Source organism: uncultured Streptococcus sp. (assembly GCF_963525625.1).
Taxonomy (GTDB): domain Bacteria; phylum Bacillota; class Bacilli; order Lactobacillales; family Streptococcaceae; genus Streptococcus.
The window spans coordinates 92,881-109,181 of the sequence record NZ_CAURLD010000008.1; the positions used below are offsets into that span (position 1 = coordinate 92,881).

At 40.5% G+C, this 16,301-nt stretch carries 15 protein-coding genes and 1 tRNA gene; 13 read left to right on the forward strand and 3 right to left on the reverse strand.

Features of this window, described 5'->3' with window-relative positions; all coding sequences use genetic code 11:
* The first annotated feature begins 1 nt into the window (after nucleotide 1).
* From RYK49_RS06215 to RYK49_RS06255, 9 genes are all read left to right on the forward strand, one after another.
* A complete protein-coding gene (locus RYK49_RS06215; protein ID WP_314865243.1) occupies nucleotides 2-1,159 on the forward strand; it encodes a glycosyltransferase family 4 protein in 1,158 nt (385 codons plus the stop codon).
* A 2-nt stretch (nucleotides 1,160-1,161) separates the two neighbouring features.
* On the forward strand, nucleotides 1,162-2,160 hold the full coding sequence (locus RYK49_RS06220; RefSeq protein WP_314831020.1) for a Stealth CR1 domain-containing protein: 999 nt from the start codon (nucleotides 1,162-1,164) through the stop codon (nucleotides 2,158-2,160).
* A gap of 28 nt (nucleotides 2,161-2,188) precedes the next feature.
* Nucleotides 2,189-3,151 carry a glycosyltransferase family 2 protein gene (locus tag RYK49_RS06225; RefSeq protein ID WP_314831019.1) on the forward strand — a complete coding sequence of 321 codons (963 nt, stop codon included), beginning with the start codon at nucleotides 2,189-2,191 and terminating at the stop codon, nucleotides 3,149-3,151.
* A gap of 39 nt (nucleotides 3,152-3,190) precedes the next feature.
* A complete protein-coding gene (locus RYK49_RS06230) occupies nucleotides 3,191-4,351 on the forward strand; it encodes a polysaccharide polymerase (protein ID WP_314831018.1) in 1,161 nt (386 codons plus the stop codon).
* Nucleotides 4,348-5,760, forward strand: a complete 1,413-nt coding sequence (locus RYK49_RS06235; protein ID WP_314865246.1) for a flippase — start codon at nucleotides 4,348-4,350, stop codon at nucleotides 5,758-5,760. Before RYK49_RS06230 ends, RYK49_RS06235 begins: the two co-directional genes overlap by 4 nt.
* 9 nt (nucleotides 5,761-5,769) lie before the next feature.
* The gene (glf, locus tag RYK49_RS06240) at nucleotides 5,770-6,873 is read left to right on the forward strand and encodes a UDP-galactopyranose mutase (protein WP_002922652.1); all 1,104 of its coding nucleotides are present in this window, start codon (nucleotides 5,770-5,772) and stop codon (nucleotides 6,871-6,873) included.
* Between the two features lie 25 nt (nucleotides 6,874-6,898).
* Entirely contained in the window at nucleotides 6,899-7,960 is a 1,062-nt protein-coding gene (locus RYK49_RS06245; RefSeq protein WP_314831016.1) for a galactofuranosyltransferase, read from the forward strand.
* Nucleotides 7,961-7,983: 23 nt separating this feature from the next.
* Complete coding sequence (gene galE, locus RYK49_RS06250; RefSeq protein WP_314831015.1) at nucleotides 7,984-9,000, forward strand: UDP-glucose 4-epimerase GalE; 1,017 nt, start codon at nucleotides 7,984-7,986, stop codon at nucleotides 8,998-9,000.
* A gap of 319 nt (nucleotides 9,001-9,319) precedes the next feature.
* Nucleotides 9,320-10,294, forward strand: coding sequence for an acyltransferase (locus tag RYK49_RS06255; protein ID WP_314831014.1), 975 nt, complete (start codon nucleotides 9,320-9,322; stop codon nucleotides 10,292-10,294).
* Between the two features lie 118 nt (nucleotides 10,295-10,412).
* Here the strand turns inward: RYK49_RS06255 and RYK49_RS06260 are convergent, their stop codons facing one another.
* Nucleotides 10,413-11,285 (reverse strand): RluA family pseudouridine synthase, encoded by an 873-nt coding sequence (locus RYK49_RS06260; RefSeq protein WP_314831013.1) that lies wholly within the window; start codon nucleotides 11,283-11,285, stop codon nucleotides 10,413-10,415.
* Nucleotides 11,286-11,461: 176 nt separating this feature from the next.
* Here RYK49_RS06260 and pbp2a point away from each other — a divergent pair, with 176 nt between their 5' ends.
* From pbp2a to nusG, 4 genes are all read left to right on the forward strand, one after another.
* The gene (gene pbp2a / locus RYK49_RS06265) at nucleotides 11,462-13,690 is read left to right on the forward strand and encodes a penicillin-binding protein PBP2A (protein ID WP_314831012.1); all 2,229 of its coding nucleotides are present in this window, start codon (nucleotides 11,462-11,464) and stop codon (nucleotides 13,688-13,690) included.
* Nucleotides 13,691-13,758: 68 nt separating this feature from the next.
* Nucleotides 13,759-13,911 carry a 50S ribosomal protein L33 gene (rpmG, locus tag RYK49_RS06270; RefSeq protein ID WP_002894024.1) on the forward strand — a complete coding sequence of 51 codons (153 nt, stop codon included), beginning with the start codon at nucleotides 13,759-13,761 and terminating at the stop codon, nucleotides 13,909-13,911.
* 9 nt (nucleotides 13,912-13,920) lie between these two features.
* Complete coding sequence (secE, locus tag RYK49_RS06275; protein ID WP_002894022.1) at nucleotides 13,921-14,100, forward strand: preprotein translocase subunit SecE; 180 nt, start codon at nucleotides 13,921-13,923, stop codon at nucleotides 14,098-14,100.
* 258 nt (nucleotides 14,101-14,358) lie between these two features.
* Nucleotides 14,359-14,895 carry a transcription termination/antitermination protein NusG gene (nusG, locus tag RYK49_RS06280; protein WP_002894018.1) on the forward strand — a complete coding sequence of 179 codons (537 nt, stop codon included), beginning with the start codon at nucleotides 14,359-14,361 and terminating at the stop codon, nucleotides 14,893-14,895.
* 85 nt (nucleotides 14,896-14,980) lie between these two features.
* Here the strand turns inward: nusG and RYK49_RS06285 are convergent, their stop codons facing one another.
* Complete coding sequence (locus tag RYK49_RS06285) at nucleotides 14,981-15,745, reverse strand: hypothetical protein (protein ID WP_125401757.1); 765 nt, start codon at nucleotides 15,743-15,745, stop codon at nucleotides 14,981-14,983.
* Between the two features lie 129 nt (nucleotides 15,746-15,874).
* Nucleotides 15,875-15,945: transfer RNA gene (locus tag RYK49_RS06290), tRNA-Cys, on the reverse strand.
* Between the last annotated feature and the right edge of the window lie 356 nt (nucleotides 15,946-16,301).

Here is a 16,301-nt window from a genome sequence, read left to right on the forward strand (position 1 = left end):
AATGAAACGGATTTTATACTTGCATGCTGGTGCAGAAATGTATGGAGCAGATAAGGTTTTATTGGAATTGATCAAAGGATTGGATTCCAAAGAATTTGAAGCTCATGTCATCCTGCCAAATGATGGTGTTTTAGTCGAGGCCTTGCGTCAGGTTGGGGCTCAGGTCAGTGTGTTGGATTATCCGATTTTACGAAGGAAGTATTTTAATCCCAAAGGCATTGTAGACTATATCCGCTCTTATCATTTCTATGCTAAGCAAATCGCCCTCTATGCTCGAGAACACAGTATAGATATGGTTCACAATAATACAGCGGCTGTTTTGGAGGGCATCTATTTGAAACGCAAGCTCAAGCTGCCTTTGATTTGGCATGTTCATGAGATTATCGTCAAACCCAAAGCTATTTCTGACTTTATCAATATGCTCATGGGACGATATGCAGACAAGATTGTGACGGTGTCCCAAGCGGTCGCTAATCATATCAAGCAGTCTCCCTTTATCAAAGATAGCCAAGTGGAAGTGATTTATAACGGTGTCGATAATGTTGTCTATTATCCAATGGATGCGTCTTCTATTCGTGAAAAATTTGACATTGCGCAAGATGCACTTGTGATTGGCATGATTGGTCGGGTCAATGCTATCAAAGGACAAAATGATTTCATAGAAGCAGTCGAGCCACTTTTGGAAAAGAATGAGCAAGCGGTGGCTTTCCTAGCTGGAGGTGTTTTTCCTGGTGAAGAATGGCGCTTAGAAGAACTAGATAAGAGAATAGCTTCTTCATCTGTTGTGTCACAAATTCATCGTATTGATTACTACGATAAGACTTCTGAACTTTATAATATGTTTGATATCTTTGTCTTACCAAGTATAAAACCTGATTCCCTACCTACAGTAGTCCTAGAAGCCATGGCTTGTTCAAAACCAGTTGTTGGTTATAACAATGGGGGAATAGCTGAAATGGTAGTAGATGACAAAAGTGGTTACTTAGTCAAACCAAATCGTCCTCAAGAACTTTCTAATGCCATTTCTCTCTTACTAGATAGTTCTGAAAAAAGAGAAAAATTTGGGCGAGTAGGATATCAGAGGCAAAAAGAGCTGTTTTCTTTGGAGAGTTATATCAAGAACTTTTCGGAGTTGTATAAAACAGATAGAAAAGATTAGTTATGAATAAAATAGATTTTGTTGTTACTTGGGTTGATGGCAATGATCCTGTGTGGCAAGAAAAAAAATCAAGCTATGATGGCTCGGTTAATACTTCTAAACAGAGTATGAATTCAGTCAAGGCTTACCGAGAATGGGGGACCTTTAAATATTGGTTTAGAGGAGTTGAAAAATTTGCTCCTTGGGTCAATAAGGTCTACCTCGTGACCGACCAGCAAAAGCCAAGCTGGTTAGATATAAATAGTGATAAATTGGTTTTGGTAGATCATACAGAGATTATCCGCAAGGACTACCTGCCAGTTTTTTCTGCTAATCCGATTGAAAGCAATATCCATCGAATTCCTGGGCTCTCTGAGCATTTTGTTTTTTTCAATGATGACATGTATTTGACATCTCCGATTGAGTCAACAGACTTCTTTTCAGAAGAAGGATTGCCTAAATATAATACGGCTCTGTCCCCGATTATTCCTGAGCGATATGGGACGGGGAATTTCCAGATTAATGACATGGAGATTGTCACCAGTTATTTCACTCGAAATAAAATTTTGAAGAATGGCCAATTCTTTGATCCTAAGCAGGGATTAAAGAATATCGTTAAGTCACTTCTATATAGAAACAGTCAGTTTATCTGTGGTTTCTGGGAGAGTCACCTGCCCTATCCCCTACTAAAATCAACTATGGACTTGGTATGGGAAAAGGAAAAAGCTATCTTGGAAAAAACCTCAGCAAGTCGCTTTAGAAATCCTTCTGATACCAATGTTTGGCTCTTTAAGTATTGGCAGATTGCCAGTGGTCAATACGCTGTCGGAAATCCTAAATTAGGTGGTCTTTTTTCCCTAGATAATGCTGGATCAGATTTTTGGAGCTTGATAAACTCTGGGAAATACCAAATTATGTGTATCAATGATGGATTTAACATTCAAGACGAGGAGCAGGTGATGGCAGACTTCATCAAGTCTATGGATCAACTTCTTCCAGAGAAAAGCTCATTTGAGATTTAAACTGTAAAACTAAGAAAGAAAAGGAAACATGATTTCGGTAATTGTACCTGTTTACAATGTGGAGAACTATCTTCATTATGCTATGGAGAGCTTGGAAAATCAGACTTACAAGGATATGGAAGTCCTCTTGATTGATGATGGTTCGAGTGATGGATCAGGACAGTTATGTGACCAGTATGCCCAGCAGTATGATTGGGTGACTAGCTACCACAAGGTGAATGGTGGATTGTCTGATGCTCGTAACTATGGGGTCTTGAAAGCCAAGGGTGACTGGATTACCTTCCTTGATCCGGACGACTATTTGGAACCTTGCGCCTTAGAACTGCTAGCAGAGCTACAACGTCGTACCCAAGCAGATATGGTTAGTTGTAAAGTAGAGCCGACAGCTCACTATGATCGTTCTCAAAATTTTCACTTTGAAAAGCTTGATCTAGACCAAGTTAAGGTCTACAACAAGGCAAAGGCTCTAACTGAGATGCTTTACGGGGACCTTGTAACGGTCTCTGCTTGTGGTAAACTCTATCGGAAAGAACTACTTGAAAAAACTCCCTTCCCCAAGGGGCGTATCTACGAAGACCTCTATGTTATCAGCGAGCATCTCAATCAAGCCCAATCCGTGGCCTTGTACCATCTTCCGATTTACCATTATTACCATAGACCAGGTAGCATTACTGCCTCGGCTTTCACGCCAAAACAATATGAGTTTTACGAAGCAATTGATCATTTAAAAGAGGTCGTGAATAAGATCGATCCTGAGAGTTCTGAACTCCAAGAAGCCATTATTTCTCGCTTCTTTACGGGTAGTCTTCTTATTTTTACGATGATTCAGGATGGCAATCCGGCAGAGTTCAAGCGCCTTCAGGAGAAGACGAGACCTTATTTGTCGCTTGTCTTGAAGAATGCTAGAGTTAGTAAGAAACGTAAGATTCTATATATTTTGATTAGTAGGTATCCACACCTCTATTTTTACTTTAAAAAGTGGAAGCAATAAACGACTGAATGATTCAGAGATTAGAAAAGGAAAAAGAAAATGTTAAGGATAGAACGAGATAAATTACTGATAGGGGCGGTTTTAATTCTTATTATTTCGCTTGATATGTTTAATACATCTATGTTGACAACTATTCTACCAAGGATTTCAAATTCAGCTCCTTTTTTTGCAATTTTTTTATTGCTCCTTCGTTTTCGCTATATCAACCACTATTCTTTAAGTTACTTACTGATAGCAACTATTTTGTTTTCATCTGGATTGTTGGTTTATTTTAATGCAGGGAATCTCAATTTTCTTATGTATATGCTTTTAGTCGTCCTTCTTTACAAGGCGGATATGGAAAGTGTTTTAAGGATTTACGTTGGAGTAAGTAGCTTTTTTATAGTCATGGCTGTTTTGCTGTCCTTGTTAGATGTGATTCCTAATCTCCAGTTTGCACAGTACCGTTCAACAGGAATAGTGGTTCGAAACTCTTTTGGATTTATTTATCCGACAGATTTTGCCTCTCACTGTTTTTATCTCTATACTGCTGTCTCCTATCTGTTAAGAAAAAAATTTATTTTTTTGCGTACTGTATCTGGTTTAGGGTTAGCTTTTTTCATTATTAAATATTGTGATGCTCGTTTAAATGCGGCCTCTATTGCGTTAATGTCTCTTGTTTTTCTGTATTTTTATTATAGAAAAGACTTGAAGTCTTGGCTAATGGCTTTCTTGCCGTTATCATCTGGTTTGGCATCTTCGCTAATGATTTATCTCTCTCAAAATTTTAGCTGGTCGAATCCAACATATGTTGCCTTGAATAATTTTACCAATATGCGGTTGCACTTGGGGCATGAAGCGTTTAAGAAGTATGGCTTAGAGTGGTTTGGTATTCGGGGGATTTCCTTTATTGGCTACGGCGGAAAGACGGAAACTGTTTTGAGTTATGACTATGTTGATTCTTCTTATGTCCAGATGCTGTTTACTTATGGGATGATTCCAGTCATTATCTTGGTTTTACTCTATATATTTCAGTCTTGGAAACTCTATCAAAAGAGAGAGTATTTGCTCTTAACAGCTTTGTCCTTGATTGCAGTCAACTGTATGTTTGAAGCCTTCTGGGTTCGTCCGTCTTACAATATTTTTATGTTTATTTTATTTGCAGCATTGCCAGCAGCCGACCTTGTATCAAAGAAATCTAAAACGAGGAACTCCGTGTGAGAGTATTAAAAAATTATTTATATAATCTATCTTATCAGTTGCTAGTAATCGTTTTGCCAGTCATTACTACACCTTATATCACTCGAGTTTTCTCGTCCAATGACTTAGGTTCCTACGGATACTACAACTCAATAGTGACCTATTTTATACTTTTAGCGACACTTGGAGTGGCCAATTATGGGACTAAGGAGATTTCAGGGCATCGCAAAAATGTTCAGAAAACTTTCTGGGGGATCTATAGTTTGCAAGTCTTGGCGACTTGTTTAGCGCTTGTTCTTTACATAGCTACATGCCTACTCATTCCGTCCATGAATAATCTGATAGCCTATATTTTGGGCTTCAGTTTACTTTCTAGAGGCCTAGATATTTCCTGGCTTTTTCAAGGGATGGAAGATTTTAAAAAAATCACGGTTCGGAATACAGCTGTTAAACTCCTAGGCGTTGCTTCCGTTTTTATCTTTGTAAAAAAGCCATCGGATTTATATCTGTATATTATCCTGCTGGTTGTTTATGACTTGCTAGGACAGTTAAGCATGTGGCTTCCGGCTAGAGAACATATTGGCAGACCTCATCTAGATATAGTTTATGCTAAGCGGCATATTAAACCAGTTATTTTATTGTTTTTACCCCAGATTGCCATTTCACTCTATATCACCTTGGATCGGACCATGTTAGGTGCCTTGTCTTCAACAACTGATGTAGGGATTTATGATCAGGCTCTCAAGCTTTTAAATATTTTGTTGACGATTGTGACTTCCCTAGGAAGTGTTATGCTACCGAGGGTATCTAATCTGTTGTCATTGGGGAATCAAAAAGCAGTTAATAAACTACATGAAATGTCCTTCTTGGTATATAATTTAGTGATATTTCCGATGATTGCTGGTATTTTAATTGTTAACAAAGATTTTGTCAATTTTTTCTTGGGTCAAGACTTCCAAGAGGCGCGGCATGCCATTGCCATTATGGTCTTTAGAATGTTATTTATTGGCTGGACCAATATTATGGGGATTCAAATTCTGATTCCTCATAATAAGAATCGTGAGTTCATGTTATCTACGACTATTCCGGCTTTCTTTAGTGTAGGATTGAATATCTTATTGATTCCATCTCTAGGTTATATCGGTGCATCTATCGTTTCGGTAGCTACTGAAGGTTTGGTCTGGTTGATTCAGCTTTATTTCACTCGTTCTTATTTGAAGGAGATAAAGATTCTTCCATCCATGTTGAAAATACTAGCTGCTTCCCTCATCATGTACGGGATTTTGTATATCATCCAGCCCCTACTTCACTTTCCTTCCGTCGTCAATGTATTGATTAGTGCGATATTGGGATTGTTCATCTATGCTGGATTAGTGTTAACCTTGCGTGTCTTGGATTTTCAAGAACTGAAAAGTGTATTTAAGAAATAAGGATATGTTATGTATGATTATTTGATTGTCGGTGCAGGGCTGTCAGGGGCAATTTTTGCTCATGAAGCTAGGAAGCGTGGCAAAACTGTTAAGGTCATTGATAAAAGAGACCATATTGGTGGGAATATCTACTGTGAGAATATTGAGGGAATTAATGTTCATAAATATGGAGCCCATATTTTCCATACATCTAATAAGGAAGTTTGGGATTATGTGAATCAATTTGCTGAATTTAACAACTATATCAATTCACCTCTAGCCAATTATCAAGGTCAACTTTATAATCTTCCCTTCAATATGAATACCTTTTATGGCTTGTGGGGAACTAAAACGCCACAAGAAGTCAAGAATAAGATTGCAGAGCAGACAACCCATATGCAAGATGTTGAACCCAAAAATTTGGAAGAACAAGCTATTAAGCTAATTGGAACGGATGTATATGAGAAGCTAATCAAAGGCTACACAGAAAAGCAATGGGGGCGTTCAGCGACGGATTTACCACCTTTTATCATCAAGCGTCTACCTGTGCGTCTGACTTATGACAACAATTATTTTAATGACCGTTATCAAGGGATTCCAATTGGCGGGTATAATGTAATAGTTGAAAAATTATTAGAGGGTATTGAACTGGAGCTTGGAACGGATTTCTTTGAAGATCGTGAGAGATGGGAAGCATCAGCTCAAAAGATTGTCTTTACTGGAATGATTGATCAGTATTTTGATTACAAATTTGGTGAGTTAGAGTATCGTAGTTTGCGTTTTGAGCATGAAGTTTTAGACGAAGCGAACTATCAAGGAAATGCTGTCATCAACTACACTGAGCGTACTATTCCTTATACACGTATCATTGAGCACAAGCATTTTGAGTTTGGGGCTCAGGAGAAGACAGTTATCACTCGGGAATATCCAGCTGATTGGAAAAGAGGTGACGAGCCTTATTACCCGATAAATGATCAGAAAAATAATGAAGTCTATGCGCAATATTTAGCAGAATCTAAGAAGAACGATAGAGTTATCTTTTGTGGGCGCTTGGCAGATTATAAATACTACGATATGCACGTAACCATAGAGCGTGCGCTGGATGTTGTTAAAGAAGAATTGGGGAATTTTTAGGAATAATGGGAGATAAAGAGGATAAATGGTCAAGTATTATCTGAAAGATTCATTTCTGCATAATGCACATGAAAAAAATGCGGGAAATAAAGCGCGAGACGATGCAGAAGCAATCTTTATTTCTGCAGGTTATAAGGGACTAGAGCTTCGAGTAGAGAATTGGTACGAGATGAATTTTTTCAAAGCTCAAGCGCACAAGTATCGTGCGACAAAAGCCGTTTTCGATCAGTTGGGTGCTGGGGATGAATTAATAGTTCAGTTTCCTATAATCCACCATACATTTTTTCATGCACATTTGATAAAGCAGGCGCAAAGACGGGGAGCCAAAGTATTTTTCCTGATTCATGATTTAGCCATTCTGCGGGATAGTAATCATTCCAGCGTTAGACTCCGCCAGAAAATCAGGACCTTTTTACAGGAGAAACAAGTCTTGCGGGCAGCGGATGGTCTGATTGTACATAATGATAGGATGAAAGAGTTTTTGAGCAATCATGGAATCACAAAATCTAACATGGTTAGTTTAGAAATTTTTGATTATCTCATACCAGATTTTCAAGAAAAGGAAGAACCATGTAAGGACAGCCCGATAATTGTCGCTGGCAACTTAATGCCAGATAAGACAGGCTATCTTTATTACCTGCCTAAAGAACCTGACTACAATCTTTATGGGCTAGGTTTTGAAAGCGATAGAGCACTAAAAAATCAAACTTATTTTGGATCTTTTATGCCAGACCAACTGTTGACTGTACTCAGCGGCAGCTTTGGTTTGATCTGGGATGGCGACAGCGCAGGAACTTGCAATGGAGTATATGGAAATTATCTGCGTTTTAATAATTCTCATAAAGCTTCTCTTTATTTAGCGGCAGGCTTTCCTGTAGTAGTTTGGAAAGAGTCGGCTCTGGCTCATTTTATATTAGAAAAGAAATGCGGTTTGGCAGTTACTTCTCTTTATGATCTAAAAAATGAGTTGGATACTTTGACAGAGGGAGAATATGAGAAAATGTTGAAAAATGCTAGACAGATTGGCAGTGAACTTCGTGAAGGTCGCTATTTAAGTACTGCATTAGCAAAATTAAAGAGAGTTTAAGGGTTTACTAGAGGGGAAATATTATGAAAAAAATATTAGTTACAGGAGGAGCAGGTTATATAGGTAGTCATACAGTGGTTGAATTAGTGGCAGAAGGCTACGAAGCTATTATTGTGGATGACTTTTCGAATAGCTCCGCCCAAGTACTAGCTAGATTGAAGTCTATCACATGCAGAGAAATTTCCTTTTATCAAGGTTCCGTTTCGGATAAAGAGTTCATGAATCGGGTTTTCGAAGAGAATCATATTGATGCGGTCATCCATTTCGCAGCTTATAAAGCAGTAGGAGAGTCTGTCCAAGAGCCACTCAAATATTACGAAAATAATGTCGGAGGTACTATTGCTCTTCTTGAAGTTATGAAGGAGCAGGAAGTAGACAATATTATCTTTAGTTCTAGTGCCACTGTCTATGGTATGAATCATGTTTCACCCTTAACAGAAGATTTATCTACTTCAGCGATCAATCCATATGGTTATACCAAGCTGATGATGGAGCAGATTTTGACGGATCTTGCTCTTGCACATTCAGATTGGTCTGTGACTAATCTTCGCTATTTTAATCCAATTGGTGCTCATGAGTCTGGTCTGATTGGTGAGGCTCCAAATGGAATTCCTAATAACCTTATGCCTTATATTACTCAGGTTGCGGTCGGTAAATTGCAAGAGCTTAGCGTTTTCGGAAATGATTATGATACGCATGACGGTACAGGAGTGCGGGATTATATCCATGTAGTCGATTTAGCCAAGGGCCATGTTTTGGCTTTGAAACATAATTTAGAAAACAAGGGCGTCGCTGTTTTCAATCTTGGTACAGGAATCGGTTATAGTGTACTGGATATGGTTAAGGCCTTTGAAAATGTCAATGGTGTGAAAATTCCTTATACTATCAAGGATAGGCGACCTGGAGATGTGGCGACTTGCTATGCCGATGCAAGTAAAGCTAATGACATTTTGGGCTGGAAAGCTGAGAAAACTCTCCAAGATATGATGCGAGATTCTTGGAGATGGCAAAGTTCAAATCCTAATGGCTATGAAGGCTAATGTAGAATATCCGCTAGATGAATAAAAGAACCTGGGACAAAAGTCCAACCTCAAATATAAAAAGCGAACAAAACTAGTTTTCTGGTAATCAGAATTCTGCTTTGTTCGCTTTTCGTATTTAATTATAGATTTGAAGGGCTTAATAATTAAGATTTTTAAAAATTGAAATCTTTTTGTCCCAAACTCTTTTTCTATATAAGAGCTGTTTTCTCCTACAGATGCAAAACTTTTTAAAGAATGTCATCAATTGATATGTTTTTTAATGGGCGTGTAATCTGGTCTTGATGAGCTGTAATAATAAACATGCTATAATGTCTGCATGAAGACTGAAAACACAACTTTGCACGCTTTCAAGGCCCTAGCTTGCTTTAGTATTGTTTCCTTACACTTTCTGTTGCCAGGGCAATTTGGCGTTTTTTATCAAATTGTGGCCCGCTTTGCAGTTCCCTTTTTTATGATGCTGTCGGGCTATTTTTCCTTTAATATTTCCAGAGATAAGGTCAAGTATCGTCTCAAGCAGATGCTCCTTTTGACAGCTGCCAGTCTCCTGTTTTACACGATTGTGCATGTTGTCAACTTGCTGCTGACAAGAGAGTTAACAGAAAAGATGGCAGCTATAGACCTATCTGATTTTGCGGACTTTTTCCTCTTTAACAGTCCCAGAGACTTGATTGGATCGGCTGCTACGCCGACTTGGTATTTGCTGGCTATTTCTTATATCTACACTCTTTATCTGGTTTTTTATAAGCATTTTCACCGCTTAACTAGCTTTGGTGTGTCTCTGTTCTTGTTGGTGCTGGCCTTTTGCATTGAGTTCAATATTAGCGGTACCTTATACTATCGCAATTTCCTCTTCATGGGTCTCCCATTTTTCATCATGGGCATGCAGTTTGCCAAGCATCGGGAAAGGATCTTGGGTTACGATTTGTCTTCGGTGAAAAAATGGACTATTGGCTTAGGAATAGCAGGCTTGATTTTAATTGAGTACTATTTTATGGGGACGGAGTACGACCTCTATCCCAGCACTCTTTTTTCATCCAGTGCGATTTTCCTCTATGCGGTCAGAAATGGGAGCGATATTGACATTCCTGTTTTGAACAATATCGCCAAGAGATACGCGACCATGATTTATATCATTCATCCTTTCATTATCTTCATTTTCAGGTCGATAATGCCTCGGAATACTATTTATAGTTTTGGCTTTTTTATCATTTTCTTACTGTCTTATTTGCTGAGCATAGCTTTTCAGAAAGCCATCAGGCCCAAACTTATCAGTGCACTTCCGGCTCAGTGATGTAAGCTGTCATAGCTTATCCTCGCTTTGACTCCAAACTAAAAGCAACAGATGATTTCTGTTGCTTTTCATGGTTTATCTAGGATAAGGTTACAGTCTATCTCTCAGAGTAGAGCTTTTATGATTTCAGACTGCTTAAGACCTTTTCAAAGCTGTCGGAGCGAGCCTCGACAGTGATTTTTCCCAGGGTAAAAGGATGGGTGAAGGTCAGCCGATGGGCGTGGAGCATAAGCCGGCCTTGGGGCTGCGGATGATAAAGGGGGTCACCGATAAGAGGGTGTCCGTGGTGAGCTAGATGAACACGGATCTGATGGGTGCGGCCAGTCTTGAGTTGGCATTTGACCAAGGCAGCCTGCCCAAACTGCTTGATCCGAGTCACATGAGTCTCTGCATAGAGTCCTTTTCGGGGGTCAACCAGCCGTTTTCTGCGATCATGGCGGTCGCGACCAATCTTGTCTTTATAGATAAGATTTTTAGCTGGGAACTTGCCTTGAACCAGAGCCCAATATTCGCGGCTGATTTCTCGCTTTTCCAGCAGTCGATTGAGGATAGGGAGGACAAAGGGATTCTTGGCAAAGAGGACAGCACCGCTGGTTTCTTTGTCCAGCCGGTGAACGACATAGCAGGTCTCGCCGACATAGGCGGAAACATGATTAAGCAGGGCCAGCTCTGTTGGTTCATTAGCATGGGTTTTCATACCCTCGGGTTTATTGACGATAATGAGGTGTTGGTCCTGGTAGAGCTCTTCTACGAGTTCGCCATTTCCAAGCAAGATTGTCTTTTGAGGATAATCCTCCTCGTCAAATATCAGGCAGATGTCATCTCCGGGTTTGACTACAGTCTGCCAGTTGATAGCTAGACCGTTGACAGACACATGCTTCTTGGTCCGTAAAAAGTGCCGGATTTTTCGTGGAATGAGAAATTGTTCTTCCAGCAGCTCTTTGACCGTCATGGCGGGCAGTCCATCTGGGATAGTGAGTGTAAATTTCATACATTTATTGTAGCAGAAAGCCTGCTGTTTGGAAATAGGCAGTGTCGGATAAGGCTTGCGGCAGAGGGCTTTAAAAGGCTATTTAATATACCCTTTTTCTTAAAAATAACTAAAAATCAGACAGGAAATAGGGTACTTTCTTGTCTGCACCTAAATAAGGTGATAAAATAAGGTTTATGAAGAATTTAAAAGATTTGTTTGAAAAATTAGTAGATTATTTTACTATACAGAAACCTCAAAAAGAAGCAGCAGAGGAGGTAGAGTTGACAGAAGAGCAGGCCAAGTCTGGTCTCAGCCGTTCGGGCAAGGCCAAGAAGAAACCTCTCTCTCAGCACCCTATCCGCCGTTTTTGGCGCAGGTTTCATCTGACCAAGATTTTCCTGATTCTCGGCTTGACCTTTGGTCTGGTGGTCGGTGGCTATCTCTTTTATGTGGCTAAAACGACCAATGTCAAGGATTTGCAGAATGCCCTCAAAGCTACTACGCTCATCTTTGACAAGGATGGCAATGAAGCGGGAAGCCTGTCTGGTCAGAAAGGAACTTATGTCGAGCTGACCGAGATTAGCCAAGACCTGCAGAATGCTGTCATCGCGACAGAGGACCGGACTTTCTATGAGAATGGCGGGATTAACTACAGTCGTTTTATTCTGGCCATTTTGACAGCCGGTCGCTCGGGTGGGGGATCAACCATTACCCAGCAGTTGGCCAAGAATGCCTATCTGTCTCAGGACCAGACTATCGAGCGGAAGGCCAAGGAATTTTTCCTGGCTCTGGAAATCAATAAGAAATACAGCAAGCAGGAAATCCTGACCATGTACCTCAATAACTCCTATTTTGGGAATGGTGTCTGGGGTGTGGAGGATGCTTCTAAGAAATATTTCGGAGTTTCGGCTAGCCAGCTCAGCCTGGACCAGTCGGCTGTTTTGGCTGGTATGCTCAAGGGTCCGGAGATTTATAATCCACTGTATTCAGTTGAAAATGCGACCAATCGCCGTAATACGGTGCTGCAAAATATGGTTGCTGCAGGCTTTATTGATCAGGGGACGGCCGATCAGGCTGCCGCTGTAGGAATCGGTGGTCAGCTGGTTGATGCTTATGCTGGTAAGTCAGAAGACTATCGCTATCCGTCCTATTTCGATGCGGTCATCAATGAAGCGGTCAATGACTACGGCTTAACTGAAGAAGAGATTGTTAATAATGGCTATCGCATTTATACTGAACTGGATCAGAACTACCAAGCCAGCATGCAGGTTATTTACAGCAATGTCTCTCTCTTTCCTGTAGCAGAAGATGGTACTATGGCTGAGTCGGGCAGTGTTGCCTTGGATCCAAAAACCGGCGGTGTGCGGGCACTAGTCGGGCGAGTCAATAGTGCAGAAGGCTCGACCTTCAGAAGTTTTAACTATGCAACTCAGTCCTCTCGTAGCCCCGGCTCTACTATCAAGCCTTTGGTTGCTTACAGTCCGGCCGTTGCTGCTGGTTGGCCGACAGATAAGGAGCTGGATAATACCAGAACCACCTTTGGCGACTATACCATCAACAACTACGGCAATATCCAAAGTTCCCCTAAAGTGCCAATGTATCAAGCCTTGGCAGAATCTCTGAACATTCCGGCTGTTTCAACTGTAGACGAGTTAGGCATTAACAAGGCCTTTGAATACGGGAAAAAGTTTGGTCTGAATATGGACAAGGTTGATAAGACTTTGGGAGTAGCCCTAGGAGGCGGAGTCACGACCAATCCGTTGCAAATGGCTCAGGCCTACTCAGTCTTTGCCAACGGCGGCGTGATGAATGATGCCCATCTCATTACAAAAATTGAAAATGCCAGCGGTCAGGTCGTCAAGACCCATCGCCAAACCTCGACTCGGGTTCTCAATGGTTCAACTACTGACAAGATGAACAGCATGATGCTGGGAACCTTCTCGAACGGTACAGGTATCTATGCGGCTCCGTATGGTTATACTATGGCTGGCAAGACCGGTACGACTGAAACGGACTTTAACCCGGATCTATCAGGCGATCAATGGGTTATTGGTTATACTCCGGATGTGGTTATCAGCCAGTGGCTAGGCTTTCCAAAAACTGACGAAACCCACTATCTGACTGGGACCAGCGCAAATGAAGCCTCGGCGGTTTTCCGAAATGTTGCCAATAGCATCCTGCCATATACAGAAGGAACTTCCTTTGAAGGGCAGAAGAATGCCTATGCTGCCAACGGCATTGCCCCTGTGGACACCTATGGTACGGAGGAAACGGGTACTACAACTGAAAACAAAGACTTCCTGCAGGACGTTCAGGATCGAGCTCAAAATCTAGTGGATGAAGCCAAGAAAGCTATTGATGACACTGGTATTCCTGAGAAAGCTAAGAATCTCTGGGATACTGTTACCAGCTGGTTTCAATAGGATTTAAAAGAGCTGAACGGCTTGTCAAAAGCATAGAATCCTGCTATAATAAGAAAGATGGAGGCGTTATGGCATTAAAAAAAGCGAGTCTAGCGTGTACAGTCTGTGGTTCTAGGAACTACTCGGTTAAGCTCAGTAGCACTCCAAAACCAACGCGTTTAGAAGTTAATAAATTTTGTAAGCATTGCAGTAAATATACCCTGCATAAAGAAACTAGATAGGAGATTGTTGTGAAATTCTTTAAAGATGTTTTTAAACTATTGAAAGATACAACTTGGCCTACCCGAAAAGAGAGATGGACAGATTTTATCTCTGTCATGGAATACACTGCATTCTTTGTAGTGATCATCTATATCTTTGACAAAGTAGTGGCAAGCGGTCTTTTCCAGATTCTGAATATTTTCTCTTAATAACTGTAGAGGAAATAGAAAAGAATCCTGCGACAGGTATATCATTCAAAGTCCCACCTATTGTGAGTAGGTGGGATTTTGGCGTATATCACTAGTTACTCGTTCTTTTATTTTTCAAAAAATGTAATCAGATTACAAGGCTTTGATTTGTCTGGCAAATAGTTACTAAATTCCTTTTCATTTGAGGAAATTATGGTATAATAGGGCTAGAAAGAAGCAGAAGCCCGCAGGCTTTTTTATTTAGGAAAGGATGAACTCATGGACAGTTTTGACAAAGGCTGGTTTGTACTGCAGACCTACTCAGGCTATGAAAACAAGGTAAAAGAAAATCTTTTGCAGCGCGCTCAGACTTATAACATGCTGGAAAATATCTTGCGCGTGGAAATCCCTACTCAGACCGTGCAAGTAGAGAAAAATGGCAAGACCAAGGAAATCGAAGAAAATCGCTTCCCGGGTTATGTTTTGGTAGAAATGGTCATGACAGATGAAGCCTGGTTTGTCGTGCGGAATACTCCGAATGTAACAGGATTTGTTGGTTCACACGGAAACCGTTCTAAACCAACACCACTCTTGGAAGAAGAGATTCGCAACATTCTCATCTCCATGGGGCAAACAGTGCAGGAATTTGACTTGGATGTCAAGGTTGGGGATACCGTTCGTATCATAGATGGTGCCTTTACTGACTATACAGGTAAGATTACGGAGATTGATAATAACAAGGTCAAGATGATTATTTCCATGTTTGGCAATGACACCGTGGCTGAAGTTAATCTTAGCCAAATTGCAGAGCTTTAATCGACGAAGTTGTTATCCTAGTCAAAAATAAAATCCAAGACTGAAAAGATCTTGGATTTTTATGTTTTTGGAACTGATTAGAAGATTACTTATCCTTAATGACGGAGTCAATAATGTCTTTGGTTTGTTTCATTTGATAGGTAGACATTACCCCAACGATTTGATTGTTCTGGGTAGAGAAACTAAACTGTTCGTCATTGGAATTTTTATAGACAAAGGTTGTATCGCGTTCTGAACGCATAATCATTTCCGGACGACCAAGCTTGTCGAAAGCTGTCTTGGGAGTGTCGGATGTGGTGATGCTAGAGTAGCTGCTTTTGGCCGGCTGAGCGTCTTTTAGGCTAAAACTCAAATTCGTCAGGACATTATTGGTAAAGTAGCACATAATGTCTCCGTTGTCTGTGTGCCAGATGTTAACAGAGTTGCCAGGGTCATTCTCATCAGTGCTGAATGTAGGTTGGCCTAGAGCTGCTGTTACCTCATCGTAAGACGTTTTAGGTTTGTCACCATTGATATCCTCTCCGTTTACCTGAATGACAAAGCCAGTGGAAATATGAAAATTTCTTATTTTCTCTAATTCAGGAATAGAAGCTGCATCTGGTATGTATTGTAGTGCAGAAGCATCATCTGGATCAAAGGTAGCACGTTTCTGAAATACCTCATCACTACTTTCATAGGTGCTAGAGCTACTGCTAGATGATTTGCTGGATGTTTCCTTAGAGGATGAACTTTTCGAAGCTTTGAGGGAGCTAGGCGTCTTTTTTCTTTGCTGCGTCTGCTTGGCAGGCATGCAGGCTGAGAGAGCTAGCAGAGAGAGAAGGCTGAGGGCATAGAAGCTAACTTTTTTCATAATCAATCTTTTTTCCTTTCGCTGATGATGAATGATATTTTTATAATATTATATCAGCAAAGTTTGCTAGAAACAATAGGAAATGCAATAAAAAAGCCCTTTGGTGGGCTTCTAGAAATGTATTTTTGAAGGCGGTAGACGGATTTGAACCGACGATCAAGCTTTTGCAGAGCCGTGCCTTACCACTTGGCTATACCGCCGCAACTCTTATTATTCTATCGTAAATACTTGCTTTCGTCAAGAGTCTTTCAAAGTCAAATCAGAAAATGTTAGACGCTACCATTCTGAATGCTTCAGGAACAAATGTTCAGCTGAGAGGTAGAATTCATTCTTAGTGGCAGAAAATCTGGCAAACACCTTGTCAAAGAGCTGTGCTTTTGTTATAATAAAAGGTGCCGTGTAAATGGCAAAATACTCATTTTAGATGAATTGTGGGACTGTTGCCCTTGGGTGGTCCTGCGAGCTGAAATCTAAAAGAGGAAAAAAACAAAAAGGAGAATTTACTCATGGCAGTAATTTCAATGAAACAACTTCTTGAGGCTGGTGTACACTTTGG